The sequence below is a fragment of the Amycolatopsis sp. lyj-84 genome, assembly GCF_046549075.1.
Classification (GTDB): domain Bacteria; phylum Actinomycetota; class Actinomycetes; order Mycobacteriales; family Pseudonocardiaceae; genus Amycolatopsis.
The window spans coordinates 113,424-132,885 of the sequence record NZ_JAJPWO010000003.1 but is presented as its reverse complement, the minus strand read 5'-3'; the positions used below and the strand labels follow the sequence as shown (position 1 = coordinate 132,885).

The following is a 19,462-nucleotide window of genomic DNA, read 5'->3' as shown; positions in this document are numbered from 1 at the left end:
AGGCTCAACCGGCGCGCACCACGGGCACCAAGCTGGGCCAAGCGGGCTCCGCCCCCACCGGCGCGTCCCCGATCAGCTCCAGCACGTGCGCCAGCCGCCGGCGTCCGGTGACCCGCAGCAACGCCTCGTCGCCGCGCGGCGCCTTCGCCGGTACGCCCAGCTGGGCCAGCGCCGTGATCAGGCGTTCGTGCGTCTCCGGCGCCTCCGGATCGAGCGCGAGCAGGTAGCCGTTGCCCTGGGGGCTGCCCGCCGCCAGGGCCCACATCCTCAGCATCGCCCCGTCGAGCCGGAACCCGTCCGGCAAGACCTTCTTCTCACCACTGCTCCAGCGCTGCTCCAACGGCAGCAGATCGACCCGGAACGGCGTTCTCACGAGCGGCCGCCCGCATTCGGCGGCCGAGACCTGCGCCTCGGCGCCACGGCGGCGGCATTCCCTGGCGAGGGCACCGGCCCGCCACGGCTCGTCGACCACGGCGGACAGCCGTGCCGCCGTCCGCCCGAAGCCCGTCATCCGCCCGGGCCCGCACAGCACACCGGCGAGGTCGGCGAGCCCCGGCCCGCTCGCCTCCGCCGAGAAGAGCGAGATCGTCCCGTCCACCCCGACACAATAGAACACAAGTTCGAGTCATGGCCAGTGATAGCGCGGTGACTCAGCGCGGTTGCTTGACCAATTCCTGGCAAACCGGGATCCGGCTGCTCGCCGAAGCGAGCTGAGGCACGTCGTTAAGGCCCCTGAGAAGGTCGAGACGGTCGAGTTCGTCGAGCGACGTCCTAGCATCGCGAAGCGCCGTCTTCGTCGCTTCGGCGTCGGCTGAGGAGTCGAGGCGGTGCCGGACGTCGTCGGCGCGCACGCGGATGCCGTCGAGCTGGGCTACGGCGGCCGCGCGCGAGGCGTCACCGCCGGCGATCGGGGACGGGCCTAGGCCCTTGAGCGCGGACGAGGTGCGGTTCAGTCCCTCGACCACCGAGACCATCAGCTCGCTCGAGGTCCGGGACGCCTGCTGGGGCGTGCTCGGATCGACGCTGGGCAACGTGGCCAGCGTCCGTACGAGGCCACCTGCCGCGCCGCAGTATCCCTCCGCCCAGGCGGAGGTGGGGTCGGCCTGCGACGCGCTGACCGTCGCGAGACCTTCTTGTCTGGCGTGGGAAGTCACCGCGGGCTGCTGCCCGCACCCGGCGAGGCCGAGCCCGATACCTGTTGCTAGCGCGGCAAGGACGGTGAACCGCGGCCGCACAAAACACCTCCCGACCCGACGACTTCCCGGCTGGCCCCCGACGGTACCGATACCGGGGGGCATTGCAAATCGCCGGGCGATCAACACGGCGAAAAGAATGGTCAGGAGGGCAACTTCTTGCAGTTCGGGGCCTGTTCGGCCAGTGCCTTCAGCGACGCGTTCGTTTCCAGCTGCTGGAACGGGTCGGGCATGTCGTTGATGTTCGACCCGATCTGCCGGAACGCGAGCCCGGCCTCCGCCGTGGCGGCTTTGTCGTCCTTCGGCGCGGCGTCCAATTTGGCCTTCGCGGAGACGACCTGGTCGCGGATCGGCGTCAGCGCGTCGACGATGCTCTTGCGCGCGGCCTCGGCTTCCGGGCTCGGCGCCTGAGCGAGTCCGTTGAGGCCGGTGACGGCGTTGTCGAAACCTGGGGCGAACACACGGAAGGCTTCGTCCATCGCGTTCCGGGCGTTCGCGACGTCGCCCTGCTCGAAGTCGGGCATCCTGAACTCGCCGATCTTGGCGAAGTCGATCAGCGAACCGCAGAAACCGTCCATCCAGGACGTTCCGGCGGCGGGGGCGGGAGAAGAAGGTGCCGCGGCGGGAGTTTCGGCGCCGCCACAGCCCGCCAGCAGGAAAGCGGCGGCGAACAAGGTGAGCGAACGCCTCATGGCAGGGACTCCCCGGATCGGGATCAGTGTGACGCGCAGAGATTAGCCTGCCCCGGACGGCCGCCGGGCCCGCCACGGAAACGTGGCGGGCCCGGCGGGTCGAGCTTTTCGGTGTTACGCCTTGGCTTCCGCGGGCGTGTCGGAGAGAACCGACTCGCGGCGCTTGGAAACCACGATCGCCGCGACGATGATCGCGACGGCGACCAGCGAGATCCCGATCCGGACGCCGACGTTGGCGTCCGCGCCGATCGAGAACTGCACGACCGCCGGGGCGATCAGCACCGACACCAGGTTCATCACCTTGATCAGCGGGTTGATCGCCGGACCGGCGGTGTCCTTGAACGGGTCACCCACGGTGTCACCGATGATGGTGGCCTCGTGCGCGTCCGAACCCTTGCCGCCGTGGCTTCCGTCTTCGACGAGCTTCTTCGCGTTGTCCCAGGCGCCACCGGAGTTGGCGAGGAAGATCGCCATCAGGGTCCCGGTCGCGATCGCACCACCCAGGTATCCGGCGAGCGCGCCGGTGCCGAGGCCGAAACCGACCGCGATCGGGGCGAAGACCGCGAGCAGACCGGGAGTGGTCAGCTCACGCAGCGAGTCACGCGTGACGATGTCGACGACTCGGCCGTACTCGGGCCGCGTGGTGCCCTCCATGATCCCCGGGATGTCGCGGAACTGGCGGCGCACTTCGTAGACGACCGCGCCGGCGGCACGGGACACCGCGTTGACCGCGAGACCGGAGAACAGGAACACGACCGCCGCGCCGATGATCACACCGACGAGCGTCTCCGGGCCGACGATGTTCGCGATGAACTCCTTGCCATCGCCGACAGCCTTGGTGATCGCGTCCTGGTAGGACCCGAACAGCGCCGTCGCCGCGAGGACCGCCGTGGCGATCGCGATGCCCTTGGTGATGGCCTTGGTGGTGTTGCCGACCGCGTCGAGCTCGGTGAGGATCTGCGCCGCGTCCTCGTCGACGTCACCCGACATCTCCGCGATGCCCTGCGCGTTGTCCGAAATCGGGCCGAAGGTGTCCATCGCGACGATGACGCCGACGGTGGTCAGCAGCCCGGTACCGGCCAGCGCCACGGCGAACAGCGCGACGCCGCCACCGACCAGGAAAGCACCGAACACGGCCGCGGCGATGACCAGCGCGGTGTACACGGCGGACTCGAACCCGACCGAGATACCGGCCAGGATCACCGTCGCCGCACCGGTTTCCGAGGACTTGCCGACCTCCTTGACCGGCTTGTACTCGGTGCCGGTGTAGTAGCCGGTGATCTTGAGGATGATCGCGGCGAGCACGATGCCGATGATCACCGAAAGGGTCGCGATCAGCGCCGGGTTACCCGACTTGCCGGCGAAGGCCTCGCCGAACTCGGAGAACGAACCGGGCAGGTAGACGAACGCCGCGATCGTCGACAGGACCGCGGAAATCGCCGCGGAGATGTAGAACGAGCGGTTGATCGTGACCAGACCGCCTTCGCCCGCCTTGGCCTTGGTGATGTAGACACCGATGACCGCGGTGATCACGCCGATGGCGGGGACGATGAGCGGGAAGATCAGGCCGTGCACGCCGAAGGCGGTGCTGCCCAGGATCAGCGCCGCCACGAGCATGACCGCGTACGACTCGAAGAGGTCGGCGGCCATGCCGGCGCAGTCGCCCACGTTGTCACCGACGTTGTCGGCGATGGTGGCCGCGTTGCGCGGGTCGTCCTCGGGGATGCCCTGCTCGACCTTGCCGACCAGGTCGGCGCCGACGTCGGCGGCCTTGGTGAAGATACCGCCGCCGACACGCATGAACATCGCGATCAGCGCGGCACCGAAACCGAAGCCCTCCAACACCTTCGGAGCCTGTCCGGTGTAGACGAGGACGACGACCGCGGCACCGAAGAGGCCGAGGCCGACGGTGATCATGCCGACGACGCCACCGGTGCGGAAGGCCAGGCGCATCGCCTTTTCGCGACCGCCGGGTTCACGCGAAGCGGCCGCGACGCGCAGGTTCGCCTGCGTCGCCAGCCACATGCCTAGGTAGCCGATCGCGAAGGAGAACCCCGCGCCGACCAGGAAGAAAATGGACCTGCCGATCTTCTCGTTCCAGTCTTCGGCCGGCAAAGCGAAGAGCAGCAAGAACACGAGACCCCCGAAGATCACGAGGGTGTTGCGCTGCCGCTTCAGATAGGCAGCCGCACCTTCCTGCACTGCCTTCGCGATGTCCTGCATCTTCGAGGTGCCCTGGCCGGCGGCCAGCACCTCCTTGAGCAGGACGTAGCCGATGACCAGTGCAACAAGGGCGACCGCGGCGATTACACCGACGATGGTGTAACCACCTCCGGAGAGCGTGATTTCGCCCTCCGCGAGGAACTGCCGGGACATTCGTCCTCCTGGAGACGTCGCCGTAGGCCAACGACGATCCGCCGATGGAACCGGCGGCACGCGCGCTGGCATGGGGATCTGAGCCGAACGTCACGCTAGTCGCACTGCAAGGCACGTCTCACATGACGCTCGCCACAGACGGTGTGGATTGCGGGAGTGTATTGGTAGTGGGATGGAGGACGGCAAGGCGTCCCCGCCACCGCACGTTCCGTTACCTTGTGAGGCTGATCACTTTATCGATCATCCGCGGGCCGTTCCGGCGTCCGTTCCGTTCGGCGGCGGCCGTTTTCTGTCGGTGCGCTGTGCGAAGCTTCCGAAGGTGGACGGCACGGCGGAATCCGGTAAGGGGCGGCGGCTTCTCGACCGCGCGACGGCGGGGATCCCGGCTTCGCTGTACCCGGTCACCCATGTGGCCGAACTGCCCGCACGCCCGGCGGATTCGGTGGACTGGCCGGAGTGGGCGGCGGCTCCGGTCGTCGAGGCGCTGACGGCGAGCGGCGTCAAGGCGCCGTGGCGGCATCAGGCCGAGGCCGCGTCGCTGGTCCGCGAGGGCAAGCACGTCGTGATCTCCACCGGCACCGCGTCGGGCAAGTCGCTCGCGTACCAGTTGCCGGTGCTCTCGGCACTGGTCGAGGACGAGCGGGCTTCGGCGCTGTACCTGTCCCCGACCAAGGCGCTCGGCGCCGACCAGTTGCGCGCGGTTTCCTCTTTGGACATCAAGAAGGCACGTGCCGCGTCGTTCGACGGTGACACTCCGCTGGAGGAGCGGGACTGGGTCCGCGCGCACGCCAACTGGGTGTTCACGAACCCGGACATGCTGCACCGCGGGATCCTCTCGTCGCACGCGCGCTGGTCCCGGTTCTTCCGGCGGCTCTCGTTCGTCGTCGTCGACGAATGCCACAGCTATCGCGGCGTCTTCGGTTCCCATGTGGCGTTGCTGCTGCGCAGGCTGCGCCGGGTCGCGACGTACTACGGCGCTTCGCCCGTCTTCGTTCTCGCGTCCGCGACGACGGCGGACCCGGCGGCGTTCGCTTCGAAACTCTCCGGGCAGGACTGCGTCCCGGTCACCGAAGACGGCTCACCGCGCGGCGCCCGCACGGTCGCGCTGTGGGAACCCCCGCTGCTGTCGGAACTTTCCGGCGAGAACGGCGCTCCGGTGCGGCGCTCGGCAGGCGCCGAGGCTTCGCGGATCCTCGCCGAACTGGTCATCGAGGGCGCCCGCTCGCTGGCGTTCGTCCGGTCGCGGCGGGGCGCGGAACTGACCGCGCTCGGCGCACGACGGATCTTGTCCGAAGTGGACGCTTCCTTGGCGGATTCCGTTGCCGCGTACCGATCCGGGTACCTGCCTGAGGAGCGGCGCGCCCTCGAAGCGGCGTTGCTGTCCGGGCGGCTGCTCGGGGTGGCGACGACGAACGCGCTCGAACTCGGTGTCGACATCGCGGGGCTGGACGCGGTGGTGCTGGCCGGTTACCCGGGGACACTCGCGTCGTTCTGGCAGCAGGCAGGCCGGGCCGGGCGCGCGGGAGACGCGGCACTGGTCGTGTTCGTGGCCCGCGACGATCCGCTGGACACCTATCTCGTGCACCATCCGGCCGCGATCCTGGACCGGCCGGTCGAGGCCGCCGTCCTCGACCCGTCGAACCCGTATGTGCTGGGACCGCAACTGGCCTGCGCCATCGCCGAACTCCCGCTGACCGAACCGGAGGTCGCGGCCTTCGGCGGTGACGCGGCGCGCGCCGTGCTCGCGGATCTGGTCAGGGAGAAGATCATCCGTCGCCGCACGAGCGGCTGGTACTGGACCTCCCGCGACCGGCCGCACGCCGACGTCGGCATCCGCGGTTCCGGCGGCGAGCAGATCGCCGTGGTGGAAGCCGATTCCGGGCGGATGCTCGGCACGGTCGACCCGGGTTCCGCCTGCTACGCGGTCCATCCCGGTGCGGTGTACCTGCACCAGGGTTCGTCCTACGTGGTCGACGAGCTGGATCTCGAAACCGGGCTCGCCCTGGTGCACGCGGAGGATCCGGACTGGAGCACGTCACCGCGCGAGATCGTCGACATCAGCGTGCTGCGCGTCGAGGAGAGCAGGGTGCACGGCGGGATCACGGTGAATCTCGGCGAGGTATCGGTGAGTTCGCAAGTGGTCGGCTACTTGCGAAGGCGTCCGTCGGGTGAGGTGCTGGACCAGACTCCGCTGGATCTGCCGGAGCAGAGACTCGACACCCGCGCCGTCTGGTACACGATCTCGGCCGAGCTGCTCGGCTGTTCCGATGGCTTGGCGGGGACCGGGGGCCATCGGCCGAAGACCGAGGTTCTGGAGCCGGTGGGGACCGGAGGCTCCAAGGTGGGGACCGAGGATCTTGGCGGAGCACCGGGGACGAGCGCCGAGTTGGATCCGGCGCGCGTCCCCGGTGCCCTGCATGCCGCCGAGCACGCGGCGATCGGCCTGCTACCGCTGTTCGCTACTTGCGACCGCTGGGACATTGGCGGGGTGTCTACCGCGTGGCACGAGGACACCGGGGAGGCGACGGTGTTCGTGCACGATGGCCATCCCGGGGGTGCGGGATTCGCCGATCGCGGGTTTGCCGCAATTGTCCCTTGGCTGGCCGCAACGCGGGAGGCGATCGTTTCCTGCGAGTGCCCGGCCGGCTGCCCGTCCTGCGTCCAGTCGCCGAAGTGCGGGAACGGCAACGATCCGCTGGACAAGGCGGGGGCAGTGGCCGTTCTCGACACCGTGCTCGGGGCGTTGCGTCAGCACGGGCCGCGGTCGGGCCACTTGTTGGCTTGAAGTTGTGGGTTGGTCAGGCGGCGGTGGTCAGGGTCGCCACGGGAGCGACGGCCTTGTCACCGGCCAGCGCACGAACGAGCACGTCGTGCACCTCGGCGGCCTCGGGCAGCTGCCAGCCCCAGACCTCGGGCTTGACCCGCCAGTGCACGACACCGTGCTGGAACGGCGACGGGGGAAGCGGGATGTAGTCGTTCGCGCCGTGCCACTGGATCGAGGCGTGGTCAGCCAGTTCCCGCGGGATGCTCGTCGCGACGGTGGTGAGGAACAGCCAGCGGCCGTTCGGCATCGCGACGATCGGGGCGGGGTGGCCGGTGGCGCGCAGCAGACGGGCGGCGGCCTTGCCGAGCTCGTCGTCGACCTCGATGGCGTCCAGCACGGTGCCGGTGGCCACGAGCAGGCTGTGCGTGTCGTCGCCGAACCAGGTGGCGACCTCGTGCGGGTGGGTCTCGATCAGTTCACGCCAGTTGTCCTGGGCCGGGACGGGACGCCGCCAGGTGAGGTCGTCACCTTCCGCGGTGATCGCGGCGGGCTCGGCACCCGGGAGCACCGGCCAGCCACGCCAGGCGAGACCGATCGCCTCCGCCCGCATTTCGATGCGGAAGGCGCCCCGCCAGCTGTCCGGCCAATTCGCGTCCAACATTACTGTCCCTGCCTCAGGTCAACTCTGTCCTGTGTCTGTCTCTGCCGCACCGCCCCGGCGAACTTTTCGAAGTGGCGCACATCTCAATAAACGGCAAGTTGCACATCGGGAGAAGACCTCACGCGACAACCGGCGGTTACTTAGCGATGAACGCGCGGTAGTCCGACTCGACGGACCGAACGCCGCACGTCCGGTTAACGGGCCTCGACGACCGGTTCGGCGCCGTTCGTCGCAGCCGAGCAGGGCATCCCGCCCTGGTGACCCTGCTCACGACAAGCGGCGCAGGGCCGTTCGGCGGAGCGCTGATCATGCCTTCGACCGCTCGCCGCTCGTCAACGACCGCTGCTCGCGCTCGGCGGTTACCCGTGCGTACCACCGGCCGGTCGCCGAGGGGACGACCGTTCACCGTGCGACGTCCGTCACGGTGGCCGGTCGACCGGCCCCGCCCTTGCCCGTGCCTCTGCCCGCCCCAGGGACGCCAGGTGTCCGGACTCTTCTGACCGCACCTCGACCAGGGCATCGCCACGTTCCCACCGACAGGTCAGCAAGGTGACTGACATCCGGACGGCCACCAGCCGCGCCCGTTCGCAGGCCGCACCGGGACCCGCCGCCGCGTACGAGGCCGCCGCGAGCGCCGCCAGATCCGCGGCGGCCTCGGTGTGGTGCCGGGTCGTGACGGCACCGCCGATCCAGAAGGTCGACACCGCCGCGCAGATCAGGACGGCGACGATCGACGCGGTCCACACGGTCGCGACGCCACGGTCATCCCGCCTCATGGGCCACCGCCCGGTTCGGCGAACGCGAAGGCATGGGAACGCAGCCGGATCCCCGGCAGCAGACCCGCCACCGGTTCGGCCTCGACACCGGCGGTGATGGCATCGCCTTCGCGGACGACGTCCAGCCGCGCGCCGGGCGGCGCGATCTCCCGCACCGCCTGTTCGGCGCGGGCGGGCTGGCCGCGAGCGAGGAGCCTAGCCGCCTCGCGGGCCGCGTCGGTGCAGCGGAGCTGATCGGCGGCGACCCCGATCCCGGCCAGCAACAAAGCCGAGACGAAGGTCAGCGCGCCGATGCCGAGCGCGGCCTCCACCGTGACGGACCCGCGATCACCACCCGGCATCAGAACTTCACCGACAAGGCCCGCTCGATGAGCGCGGTGAGCCCGGCGAAGACGGCTTCACCGTTGACGATCAGGTACAGGACTCCGGCCAGCGCGGCGGCGGCCAAGGTCGCGATGGCGTACTCGACCGTCGCCATGCCGTCGTCGTCGCGGAAGGTGGGGAGCTTGCTCATGGGTATCGCCTTTCGATCAGAGGAGGCCGTCGAGGCGACCGGCCAGGCCGAGCACGACGGGCAGGACACCGAGGCAGAGGAACGCGGGAAGGAAACAGAGGCCGATCGGCGCGGCCAGCAGCACTCCGGCCCGTTCGGCGCGCTCCTCGGCTTCGGCGGAGAGCGATTCGCGCAGCCGTCGCGCGAGGTCCTTCGCGTGAGCCGCGAGCGCGGTGCCCGCCCTGGCCGTGCGAACGGCGGCGACGGACAGCTCGGTCAGACCGGGCCGGTCCCGGACCGGCGCCCAGGCTTCGGCCGGGCCGACGCCCACGGCGAGATGCGACGCCACCGAACGCAGGGCCGCCGCGGTCTTCGGTGACGCGGCGGGCCCGACCGCCTCGAGCGCGACGGACACCGGCAACCCGCCCGCCAGGCAGGCGGCCAAGAGGTCGAGGGTGGCCGCGGATCGGAGGAGTTCGGAGACACCGGAGACACTTCTGTCCCGGACCGGCCGTTCCCGAAGCCACTTGTGGAGACGGCCCGGCCGCGCGACGACCCCAGGTCTGACGCGTGGCCAGCAGAAGACGGCACCGCCCAGCAGGCTCAACGCCGCCCCGGTCAGCACGGCGCCACCCGTCCGGTGAGGGCCCGGCACCAGGCCGTACCGGCCCAGATCAGTCCACTGCCCACGACGAGCAGCAACTGGCCCGTGCCCGTCCCGGTGAGGACACGGACCGGGCCCGCGCCCATCGCCTCGCCGAGCAGCAGGCACACCAGCGGGAGGACCGCGAGTACGGCGGCGCTCGCCCGGGGACCGGCCATCTTGGCTTTGAGACGACGGCGGAATCCGATCTCCGCCTCGGCGTCCCGCCGTGCGGCTTCGAGGACGTCGGCCATCGGGAGGCCGAACCGGTTCGCGAGGGCCCACGCGTTCGCCAAGGCCGGTGGTGCGTCCGGGTCGGCCGTCTCACCACCGAGCCGGGCGGTCGCGATCAGGCCGCGCAGCCGCCCGGACGCCGCGGGCACCGCTTCCGCGACGGCCTCGGCCGCCGTCACCGGATGGGCGCCCGCCCGGAGTTCGCCGACCATCGTCCGCAACACGGACGCGGTGAGCTCGGCTTCGGCAAGCGCCGCCTTCGCCTGTGCCCGCCGACGGTGCTCCTGGCGGACGGTAACGGTGAGCACCAGCGTCGCCAGTGCCCAGCCGATCCCGAGAACCGGCAAGACGAGCAACGCGGGCAGCGGCCACCAGCCCGCGCGAGCGGCCTGAGGGAGGCGCCAGGCGAACGGAGTGCCCACCGTCGGTCTCGGCCAGCACGCCAGCCCGGCGCCGCAGGAGAGGAGGAACCAAGGACTCATGCCGCCATCTCCTCGAGCGGGCTCTCGTCGCCGATCCAATGGCCCTTGCTCCAGATCGGGATGACTTTGGCCTCGCCGCGCAACGACCGCAGCACGCCGACCTCGTCCAGCCGCCGGATCCCGCTCGGCAGGCGTCGCATGTGCAGGACCACCCGCACCGCGGCGGTCAGCTGACTGTGCAGCGCGTCCCGCTTCAACCCGCCGAGCGCGGCCAGGGCCTCCATCCGCGCCGGGACGTCCGACGGCGAATTGGCGTGCAGCGTGCAGGCTCCGCCCTCGTGCCCGGTGTTCATCGCGTTGAGCAACGCGCAGACCTCGCCGCCGCGCACTTCGCCGACGACCAGGCGGTCCGGGCGCATGCGCAACGCCTGCCGCACCAGTTCACCGAGCCCGATCTCCCCGGTGCCCTCGACGTTGGCCGGGCGCGCGATCAGACTGACGAACTGCGGGTGGTCCGGTTGCAGTTCGCCGGCGTCCTCGACGCACACGATGCGTTCGGCCGGGGAAACCGCGCCCAGCAGCGCGGAAAGCAAGGTCGTCTTCCCCGCCCCGGTCCCACCGGAGACCAGGAACGCGAGCCGCCGCCGGATGATCGAATCGAGCAGGTCCGCGCCGCTGGTGCCGAACACCCCGCGCGAACGCAGCTCCGCGAGGTCATGGGTGGCGGGCCGCAGGACGCGGAGCGAGAGGGAGGTCCCGGCGGGCGCCATCGGCGGGAGGATCGCGTGCAGCCGGATCCGGCCCTGCGGCCCCACTCCCGGCAGCCAGCAGTCCGCGAACGGTTGCGCGTCGTCCAGCCGCCGCCCGCCGGCGAGCGCGAGCCGCTGGGCCAGCCTGCGGACGGCCTCCTCGTCCGAGAAACGGATGTCGGTCTTTTCCGGGCCTTCACCGGTATCGACCCAGACCTCGTCCGGAGCGGTGACGAGAACGTCGGTGATACCGGGCTTCCCGAGAAGCGGAGTGAGCGGGCCGGCGCCGACGAACTCGTCGCGGGCCAGCCGGACCGCCCCGAGGACGGCTTCCTGACCGAGCGCGCCACCGGCTTCGGCGCGGACCGCCCGCGCCACGCTCACCGGATCCGCCGGGACGGCCGATCCGGCCAGCCGCCGCCGGACCCGCTCGACCAGATCGTCGGTCATCGCAAGGCACCGGCCAGATTTCCGCGCGCGGCGGCGAGGACTTCGGTGGCCGCGGTGGCCAGATGCCCGCGATGTCTCGGGACGAACTCGCCGCGGTCGAGGGCCGTGGACAGGGAACGTTCGCGGCCCATCGACGTGATGAGCGGGAGGCCCACGGCGTCGGCGATCTCTCGCGGGATCAGCCCTGCGGGCGACGGACCCCGGACCGCGACACCGATCCGGTTCGCGTGGGGTTCGAGCCTGGCGAGGACCTGTTTCGCCGCCGCACAGGCACGGAGTTCCGCGGGGACGACGACCACGACCAGATCGGCCAGCCCGACGACGGTGGACGTTTCGGTGCCGAAATACCTCGGCAGATCGCAGACGACCGTCCGTCCCGCCCGCCTCCCGGCGCACAACACGCCCTCGATCGCGTCCGGCCCGGGGCCGTGTCCTTCCCTGCCATAGGACACAAAGGACAGTGATCCGGACGCATACCTTTTCCGCGGCAGGGCTTCGCTCAACGCCGTCATCGACACCCTGCCGCCGAGGTCGAGTTCCGGCCAGCGCGGCCCGCGATCGCGTTCGGCGGCGAGGAGGACGTCGATTCCGCCGCCGAGCGGATCGCAGTCGACGAGCAGCCCGCCGCTCCCGGATTTCTCCGCCTGGTACGCGACGGCGGCCGCCAATACGGAGGCGCCGGCCCCACCCCGTCCGCCGATGATCCCGATGACGAGGCCGTCGTCACGAGCGGGCCCGTCGACCACGTCGGCGAACGCGCCGATGAGGTCGCCTTCCTCGTCCGGCAGCGAAAGGACCTTCTCCGAACCGGTGTTGAAGGCGCGCTCCCACGTCACCGGTGTCGGCGCGCCCTTGCAGACGAGCAGGACCTTGTTCCGCCGCAGCAGGCGGTTCGGCACGCTCGCGGCTTCTTCGTCGAGCACCACGAGCGGCGCGCGTGCCCATCTCCCGCGAGCGGCGTCCAGATCGGGCGCGCGTTCGACCTCGCAGCCCGCGGCGGCCGCCACGCGCAAGATCTCGTCGAGCAGGATGTCGTCTCCGGCGACGACGAGCGGATGTTCCTCGATCATGACTCCCCCGGGGATTCGGTCGGACTCGGGCTGTGACTCCACGGTCGCCCCCGGCCCCGGTCCCGCACAACGCCATTCCCCTCCGCCTGTGGACAACCGGGGTGTTGTGGACAACTCCGCCGCCGAAAACCGGTTTCCCGCGTTTCCGTCGGGCCTTTCTGGCACACTCCCGGGTTTTTCCACACCGAATGCGCCCGATCCGTTTCCCGGTCGAATCGAACACGAAAAGAGTTGAGGGCAAAGAAAAGTAACGAACATCGGCCGATTCGGCCTTGTCACGGTGAGGTTTTCCGCGGCCGACAAGGTCTGAACCATTGGCGGGGCGGGAAGTTAGAGGGCGGTCCCCGCCAGGGGGGAGGGACGGGGACCGCCTGGGGTTCAGCCCCGGGGGGTCGGACTGAACCTGGGTCCGGTGCAACACCGGACAATGTCACTGTAACTCCGATACCGGCCCGTTGCGGTGGGCGGCGGCACCCACAATTCGATAACGGCACGACGCGCCCGATCAGGTGTGCGGTCGTGAATTTTCCACCGCCGTATCCCGATCGTGGTCGACCAACGGGCGCGCCGTCGTCCGGCTCTCCTATCCTTGGCGAGTGGCCCACCCCAGCACGACACCGAGCCCGGTCGCGGCGTTCTTCGATCTCGACAAGACGATCATCGCGTCTTCGAGCGCGCTGGCCTTCAGCAAGCCTCTTTTGCGCGAAGGCCTGATCAACCGGCGAGCCGCGCTTCGCAGCGCGTACGCCCAGCTCGTCTTCTCGCTCGCGGGCGCGGACGCGGCGAAGACCGAACGGATGCGGGCCGAGGTTTCCGCGCTGTGCACCGGATGGGACGTGGCGCAGGTGTCCGCGATCGTCCGCGAAACGCTGCACGACGTCGTCGACCCGCTCGTCTACGCGGAGGCTGCGGAACTGATCTCCTCGCATCTCGCGGACGGTCACGACGTCGTGGTGCTGTCGGCGACCGGCGAAGAGGTCGTCGCCCCGGTCGCCGAAATGCTCGGCGCGACGCGCAGCGTGGCCACGCGGATGCAGATCGTGGACGGCCGCTACTCGGGCGAAGTCGATTTCTATTGCTACGGCGAGAACAAGGCCATCGCCGCGAAAGAGCTCGCGGCTACTTACGGCTACGACCTCACCCAATGCCACGCGTACACCGACTCGAGCACCGACATCCCGCTCCTCGAGGTCGTCGGAAGGCCGCACGCGGTCAACCCCGACCGCGTCCTGCGCAAGCACGCGACCGAGCAGGGCTGGGACATCCTCGCGTTCGATCACCCGATGTCACTGCGGACCAGGATCCCGGCCAGGTCGGCGGGCCTGGTCGCGCTCGGCGCCGTCGCCGCGGGTGCCACCTGGTACGGCTACAACCGGCGCAAACGCACCCGCTGAGCCCGCACCCGGTCAGCGGTACGGAACCGGTTTTCGCAGACAGAGCGGCGAATTGTCCGTCGCGGAGGGTGCCCGTGTCACTAGATCGAGCCTCTGTACCGGTGCACCCGTCTGCGCACTTGAAGTGACCCGGCTCACGGCGTAGAAAGAAGGTGCGGACGTTCGGTCGGCCAGGGAACAGGTAGAAGAGAAGCCTGTTCCACCCCGGCGAATCTCCGTGTGCGGACACCGGGTACCCACGCGCAGCGCGCCGCGGGAGGCTCGTCGTCTAGGGACTGCGTACCGGGACGCCGGACGCCGAGTCCATGAAGGTACGACCAGAGTTGCACGCTTGGTCGCCCGAGTCGTTCGCACTGATTGGCGGCGCCCGCCGGCTCAGGCCGACGGGCGCCGCCAGTGTTTTGCCCGCCTTTCCCGTCGTGACCGGCCCGGTCACGCATCGATGACGCCTTGTTTTCAAGCGTGACAGGCCCCTTCGCGTCCCTTTGTGTATGAACGGACCGTTCGTGCGGGTGGCCGATGGACAAGCAAAGTGCTCGTGGGTAGCTTCCGGATATCAGTGCTTCCAGGTGGACTTCTTTCCATCTGAGAGTCAGGCACGAATCTGGGAGGCTTGAGGTGACGACCCGAACCGCGCACGCCCGTCATCGGAGGATCCATGCGCTCGCCGTGCCCCTCGCGGGTCTGCTCACCCTCGCGATCGCGGGCGTCCCGGCCGCCGCGCAGCCGGTGACCGCCGACGCGGAGGCCCAGCGGACGCTGCGCGGGCTGACTCTGGAGCAGAAGGTCGGCCAGCTGTTCGTCACGTGGGTGAACGGCAAGTCCGCCGACGAGGTCAACGCCAAGAACAAGGCCGACTTCGGCGTGGACACCCCCGCGCAGGTGATCGAGAAGTACCACCTGGGCGGCGTCATCTACTTCAACAACGACAGCCGGGACAACTTCGACGACCCGGTGCAGGTGGCCAAGCTGTCGAACGGGCTCCAGCGGGCCGCCATCCGCAGCGGCGCGCACATCCCGCTGCAGATCGCGACCGACCAGGAGGGCGGCACGGTCACCCGCATGGGTGCCCCCGCCACCGAACTGCCGAACGCGATGGCGATCTCGGCGGGCCGCGACCCCAAGGCCGCGCAGGACGCCGCCCGGATCCTCGGGCACGAACTGCGCGCCGTCGGCATCAACCAGGACTTCGCTCCCGACGCCGACGTGAACTCGAACCCGGCGAACCCGGTGATCGGCGTCCGTTCCTTCTCCGGCCGCCCGGAGCTGGCGAGCCAGTTCGTCGGGGCCCAGGTCAAGGGCTTCCAGGACTCCGGACGTCGCTCCGAGACGGTGTCCGCCGCCGCGAAGCACTTCCCCGGCCACGGTGACGCGGCCACGGACAGTCACCTGGAACTGCCCAGGATCGACCGGACCGAAGCCAGCTGGCGTGAGACCGACGTGCCGCCGTTCAAGGCCGCCATCAAGGCCGGCATCGACTCGATCATGAGCGCGCACATCCAGTTCCCCAGCCTCGACCCGTCGGGTGAGCCCGCCACGCTGTCGAAGCCGATCCTCACCGGCAAACTGCGCGGCGAGCTGGGCTATCGCGGCGTCGTCATCACGGACTCGCTCTCGATGGACGCCGTGCGCGAGATGCACACCGACGCCGAAATCCCGGTGCTGGCGCTCAAGGCCGGCATCGACCAGCTGCTCATGCCGGTGAACCTCGACCTCGCGATCAACTCGGTGCTCGACGCGGTCCGCAAGGGTGAACTGACCGAGCGGCGCATCGACGAGAGCGTCCTGCGGGTGCTCAAGCTCAAACTGAACCGGGGCATCCTGACCTCGCCGTTCGTCGACCCGGCCAAGGTCGCTTCGAAGGTCGGCATCCCGGCCAACCTCGCGACCGCGCAGGGCATCGCCGACCGGTCGGTCACCGCTATCCGCAACGACGGCGGTGTCCTTCCGCTCGAGCGGCAGCCCGCGAAGACGCTCGTGACCGGCTGGGGTGTGAGCACGACGACCGCGCTGGCCTCGAAACTCACCGCGCACGGAACGCAGGCGACCGCGCTGCAGACCGGCCAGACCCCGACCGACGCGCAGATCGCCCAGGCCGTCGCGGCCGCGAAGAACGTCGACCTCGTCGTGGTGCTGACCAACAACGTCGGCACGTATCCGTTGCAGGGCAAGCTGTTGCAGGCCCTGACGGACACCGGGAAGCCCGTCGTCGCGGTCGCCGCGCAGATCCCCTACGACGCCGGCTACGAGAACCCGGTCAAGACCTGGCTCGCGACGTACGGCTACATCACGCCGTCGGTCGAGGCGCTGGCGAAGGTGATCCTCGGGAAGGTGAAGCCGCAGGGCAAGCTGCCGGTGGACGTCCCCGCGGGCAAGGACGTGGGCACGGTGAAGTACCCCTTCGGCCACGGGCTGACCTGGTGACGCTCAATCGCCGCCACCTCCTCGCCGCCGGGGCGCTCGCGGTCCCCGCGCTGACGGCCGGATCCTCGGTCGCGCAGGCAGGGCCCGAGGTCACGGCGGAAAGCGAGAGCAAAGGTCCCTCGCTCACCCGCACCGGAGCGGACGTGCTCGCCGCCCGTGGCTGGGCGCCGCTGTCCGGCCGCAAGCTCGGCGTCCTGTCGAACCCGACGGGCGTCCTGGCGAGCGGCGACCACATCGTCGATTCGATGGTCGCCGCCGGTGTCCGCCCGCTCGCCGCGTTCGGGCCGGAACACGGCTTCCGCGGCAGCGCGCAGGCGGGCGGCTCCGAGGGCGACTACACCGATCCCCGCACCGGCGTCCCCGTGTACGACGCGTACGGCGCCGACGCGACGAAGCTCGCCGGGATGTTCACGAAGGCAGGCGTCGACACGGTCGTCTTCGACATCGCCGACGTCGGCGCGCGGTTCTACACCTACATCTGGTCGCTGTACACGGCGATGGTCGCGGCGGCGAAGGTCGGCGCGGCGGTGGTCGTGCTGGACCGGCCGAACCCGCTGGGCGGCAAGGCCGCCGGGCCGATGCTGGACCCGGCGTACGCGTCGGGCATCGGGCGGAAGCCGATCGTGCAGCAGCACGGCATGACCGTCGGGGAACTCGCGCGGTACTTCGCCGCCGAGTTCCTGCCCGCCGAAGGGGTCACCCCTGGCAGGCTCGAGATCGTCGAAGTACGTGACTGGCGGCGTGATCAGCTCTTCGAGCGCACCGGGCTGACCTGGGTCCCGCCGAGCCCGAACATGCCGACGCCGGACACGGCGCTCGTCTATCCCGGCACAGGGATGTTCGAGGGCACCGTGTTCTCCGAAGGCCGCGGCACCACCAGGCCGTTCGAGATCATCGGCGCGCCGGGCCTCGATTGGCGCTGGCGCGAGAAGCTCGGCGAACTGCGGCTTCCCGGGGTGAAGTTCCGTGAGGCGTACTTCGTGCCGACGTTCGGCAAGTTCGTCAACGAGCCTTGCGGCGGCGTGCAGGTGACGATCACGGATCCGCGGGCGTTCGACGCCATCCGCACCGCGGTCACCATGTTCGTCACCGCGAAGCAGGTGCACCCGGACAAGTTCAAGTGGCGACCCGACAACTTCCTCGACAAGCTCTCGGGCTCCGACAGGCTGCGCACGATGATCGACAAGGGCGCCGGAGTGGACGAGATCGTCGGCTCCTGGCAGGCCGAGCTCGCCGAGTTCGACCGGAAACGCCGTCGCCATCTCATCTATCGCTGAGGGGAACGACCTTGCGTGCTAGGAAGATCCTGATCGCGACCGTTTCCGTCCTGGTCGCGGCGACCACGCTGTCGACGGCGGGAGCACAGGCGATTCCGGGTTCGGAACAACAGCGAGACCGCGTGGCGGGCCGGTTCGACAAGCCTCGCGAGGGCTTCGCGCCGGCGTCCACCGTGCTCCGTGACGGCGCGCCCGGCGACGTCGGCCTCGACCCGGAGCCGATCAAAGCGGCCGAGCGGTTCATCGACAGCTGGACGAAACCGGACGCCACCGGGCATCCGCACTTCTCCGGCGCTGTCGGCCTGCTCGCGCACGACGGCGTCGTCGTCGAGCGCCAGGCCGTCGGCGGTGCCGTCCGCTACGCCGACGCGAACGGCACGGAACTGCCGCCGGAGCAGCAGATGCCGATGCGCGCGGACACCATCTTCGACATGGCGTCGATCTCGAAGCTGTTCACCTCCATCGCGGTGATGCAGCTGGCCGAGACGGGCAAGCTGGACATCTCGGCGCCGGTGGCGCGGTACCTGCCGGAGTTCGGGGTGAACGGCAAGGAAGCCGTCACCGTCCAGCAGCTGCTCACCCATGTTTCGGGCTTCGCCGCGACACCGCTCCCGTCGCTGTGGGAGGGCTATCCGGACATCCCGTCGCGCCGGAAGGCCATCCTCGACAGCCCGCTGAAGAACCCGCCGGGCAGTACGTACCTCTACTCCGACATCAACCTGCTGACGCTCGGCCTCCTGGTCGAGAAGCTGGCCGGGGCACCGTTGGACAAGGTGGTCCAGGACCGCATCGCGACTCCGCTCGGCCTCGCCGACACCGGATACAACCCGCCGGCGTCGAAACTGGCCAGGGTCGCGGCGACCGAGTACGCGGTGAAGCCGCCTCGGGGCCTCGTACGCGGGCAGGTCCACGATGAGAACGCCTGGTCGCTGGGTGGCGTCGCCGGGCACGCGGGCGTGTTCTCCACGGCCTCCGACATGGCCGTGCTGGCGCAGACGATCCTCAACGGCGGCGCGTACCGCGGTCAGCGGATCCTGCGGCCGGAAACCGTGCGATCGATGCTGACGAACTACAACCAGAAGTTCCCCGACAACTCCCACGGACTCGGCTTCGAACTCGACCAGCCCTGGTACATGGGCGCGCTGTCGGCGCCCTCGACCGCCGGCCACACCGGGTTCACCGGGACCTCGCTGGTGATCGACCCGCTCTCGAGGTCGTTCGCGATCCTGCTCACCAACCGCGTGCACCCGACGCGGAACTGGGGCTCGATCAACCTCGCCAGGGAGGCGTGGGCGAGTTCTCTCGCGAAGGCGATGGCCGTCCGCCCGGTACGTGGCCGTGACGCGTGGTTCAGCGGCGCGGGGGACGTCTCCACGGCCACGCTCACGACCCCGCCGTTGCGGACCCGTGGCGGCCCTCTGAAGGTCTCCTTCGACACGTTCGTGGACACCGAAGGGCCCTCCGATTCGCTCTTCCTGGAAATAAGTACCGACGGTGGCACCACCTGGAAAACGATTACTCTGCGTGCGAGCGGCCCAGGCGCTCCCGCGGGGGACCTGACCGGCCTCGGCGGGCACGGACACCGGGCTTGGTGGCGAGCCGCCGCCGAGGTGTCACAAAGCTCACAAATCACCCTCCGGTGGCGTTACACGACCGATGCCCGTTACACGGGACGCGGAATTTCCCTGGACGGTGTGAAAGTCACTGAACGCGGCCGGATACTGCTGGACAGTGAGCATAATCCCCCTACTTTTGCAGCTACCGGATGGAAGTTGAGCGCTAGGTAGTTGAGCGGTTCCGTTTCGCAGACCGAACCGCCCCGTTGACCGGGGCACAGCCCCTTG

The 19,462-nt window shown here is 69.7% G+C and carries 17 protein-coding genes; 5 read left to right on the top strand and 12 right to left on the bottom strand.

The window, feature by feature from the left end; translation table 11 throughout:
• Positions 1–4: 4 nt before the first annotated feature.
• From ACLJRM_RS10715 to ACLJRM_RS10700, 4 genes are all read right to left on the bottom strand, one after another.
• Positions 5–616, bottom strand: a complete 612-nt coding sequence (locus ACLJRM_RS10715) for a hypothetical protein (protein WP_410662928.1) — start codon at positions 614–616, stop codon at positions 5–7.
• Between the two features lie 34 nt (positions 617–650).
• Positions 651–1,235, bottom strand: coding sequence for a hypothetical protein (locus ACLJRM_RS10710; RefSeq protein WP_101611103.1), 585 nt, complete (start codon positions 1,233–1,235; stop codon positions 651–653).
• Between the two features lie 101 nt (positions 1,236–1,336).
• A complete protein-coding gene (locus ACLJRM_RS10705) occupies positions 1,337–1,885 on the bottom strand; it encodes a hypothetical protein (protein WP_233222923.1) in 549 nt (182 codons plus the stop codon).
• A gap of 114 nt (positions 1,886–1,999) precedes the next feature.
• Positions 2,000–4,261, bottom strand: a complete 2,262-nt coding sequence (locus ACLJRM_RS10700; RefSeq protein ID WP_101611104.1) for a sodium-translocating pyrophosphatase — start codon at positions 4,259–4,261, stop codon at positions 2,000–2,002.
• Positions 4,262–4,580: 319 nt separating this feature from the next.
• Here ACLJRM_RS10700 and ACLJRM_RS10695 point away from each other — a divergent pair, with 319 nt between their 5' ends.
• Positions 4,581–7,046: a DEAD/DEAH box helicase gene (locus tag ACLJRM_RS10695; protein ID WP_410662927.1), complete on the top strand. Its 2,466-nt coding sequence runs from the start codon at positions 4,581–4,583 to the stop codon at positions 7,044–7,046.
• 13 nt (positions 7,047–7,059) lie between these two features.
• Here the strand turns inward: ACLJRM_RS10695 and ACLJRM_RS10690 are convergent, their stop codons facing one another.
• The 8 genes from ACLJRM_RS10690 to ssd all read right to left on the bottom strand — a co-directional run bounded on the left by ACLJRM_RS10690 (position 7,060) and on the right by ssd (position 12,523).
• A complete protein-coding gene (locus ACLJRM_RS10690) occupies positions 7,060–7,686 on the bottom strand; it encodes a bifunctional DNA primase/polymerase (RefSeq protein ID WP_410604986.1) in 627 nt (208 codons plus the stop codon).
• Between the two features lie 419 nt (positions 7,687–8,105).
• Complete coding sequence (locus ACLJRM_RS10685; protein ID WP_410662926.1) at positions 8,106–8,462, bottom strand: Rv3654c family TadE-like protein; 357 nt, start codon at positions 8,460–8,462, stop codon at positions 8,106–8,108.
• On the bottom strand, positions 8,459–8,803 hold the full coding sequence (locus tag ACLJRM_RS10680) for a TadE family type IV pilus minor pilin (RefSeq protein ID WP_410662925.1): 345 nt from the start codon (positions 8,801–8,803) through the stop codon (positions 8,459–8,461). The genes ACLJRM_RS10685 and ACLJRM_RS10680 overlap by 4 nt, the downstream gene beginning before the upstream one ends.
• Positions 8,803–8,976: a DUF4244 domain-containing protein gene (locus tag ACLJRM_RS10675; protein WP_101611108.1), complete on the bottom strand. Its 174-nt coding sequence runs from the start codon at positions 8,974–8,976 to the stop codon at positions 8,803–8,805. The genes ACLJRM_RS10680 and ACLJRM_RS10675 overlap by 1 nt, the downstream gene beginning before the upstream one ends.
• 16 nt (positions 8,977–8,992) lie before the next feature.
• Positions 8,993–9,580 (bottom strand): type II secretion system F family protein, encoded by a 588-nt coding sequence (locus tag ACLJRM_RS10670; RefSeq protein WP_410662924.1) that lies wholly within the window; start codon positions 9,578–9,580, stop codon positions 8,993–8,995.
• A complete protein-coding gene (locus ACLJRM_RS10665; RefSeq protein ID WP_410662923.1) occupies positions 9,574–10,314 on the bottom strand; it encodes a type II secretion system F family protein in 741 nt (246 codons plus the stop codon). Before ACLJRM_RS10665 ends, ACLJRM_RS10670 begins: the two co-directional genes overlap by 7 nt.
• Positions 10,311–11,453 (bottom strand): TadA family conjugal transfer-associated ATPase, encoded by a 1,143-nt coding sequence (locus ACLJRM_RS10660; protein WP_101611111.1) that lies wholly within the window; start codon positions 11,451–11,453, stop codon positions 10,311–10,313. The genes ACLJRM_RS10665 and ACLJRM_RS10660 overlap by 4 nt, the downstream gene beginning before the upstream one ends.
• Positions 11,450–12,523 (bottom strand): septum site-determining protein Ssd, encoded by a 1,074-nt coding sequence (gene ssd / locus ACLJRM_RS10655; protein ID WP_410662922.1) that lies wholly within the window; start codon positions 12,521–12,523, stop codon positions 11,450–11,452. The genes ACLJRM_RS10660 and ssd overlap by 4 nt, the downstream gene beginning before the upstream one ends.
• A 596-nt stretch (positions 12,524–13,119) precedes the next feature.
• Between ssd and ACLJRM_RS10650 the strand changes: the two genes are divergently transcribed.
• From ACLJRM_RS10650 to ACLJRM_RS10635, 4 genes are all read left to right on the top strand, one after another.
• Positions 13,120–13,917 (top strand): HAD family hydrolase, encoded by a 798-nt coding sequence (locus ACLJRM_RS10650; RefSeq protein ID WP_101611113.1) that lies wholly within the window; start codon positions 13,120–13,122, stop codon positions 13,915–13,917.
• 618 nt (positions 13,918–14,535) lie between these two features.
• A complete protein-coding gene (locus ACLJRM_RS10645) occupies positions 14,536–16,341 on the top strand; it encodes a glycoside hydrolase family 3 protein (protein ID WP_410662921.1) in 1,806 nt (601 codons plus the stop codon).
• A complete protein-coding gene (locus ACLJRM_RS10640; protein WP_410662920.1) occupies positions 16,338–17,618 on the top strand; it encodes an exo-beta-N-acetylmuramidase NamZ domain-containing protein in 1,281 nt (426 codons plus the stop codon). The genes ACLJRM_RS10645 and ACLJRM_RS10640 overlap by 4 nt, the downstream gene beginning before the upstream one ends.
• Before the next feature lie 11 nt (positions 17,619–17,629).
• Positions 17,630–19,405, top strand: coding sequence for a serine hydrolase (locus ACLJRM_RS10635; RefSeq protein WP_101611116.1), 1,776 nt, complete (start codon positions 17,630–17,632; stop codon positions 19,403–19,405).
• Positions 19,406–19,462: the final 57 nt, after the last annotated feature.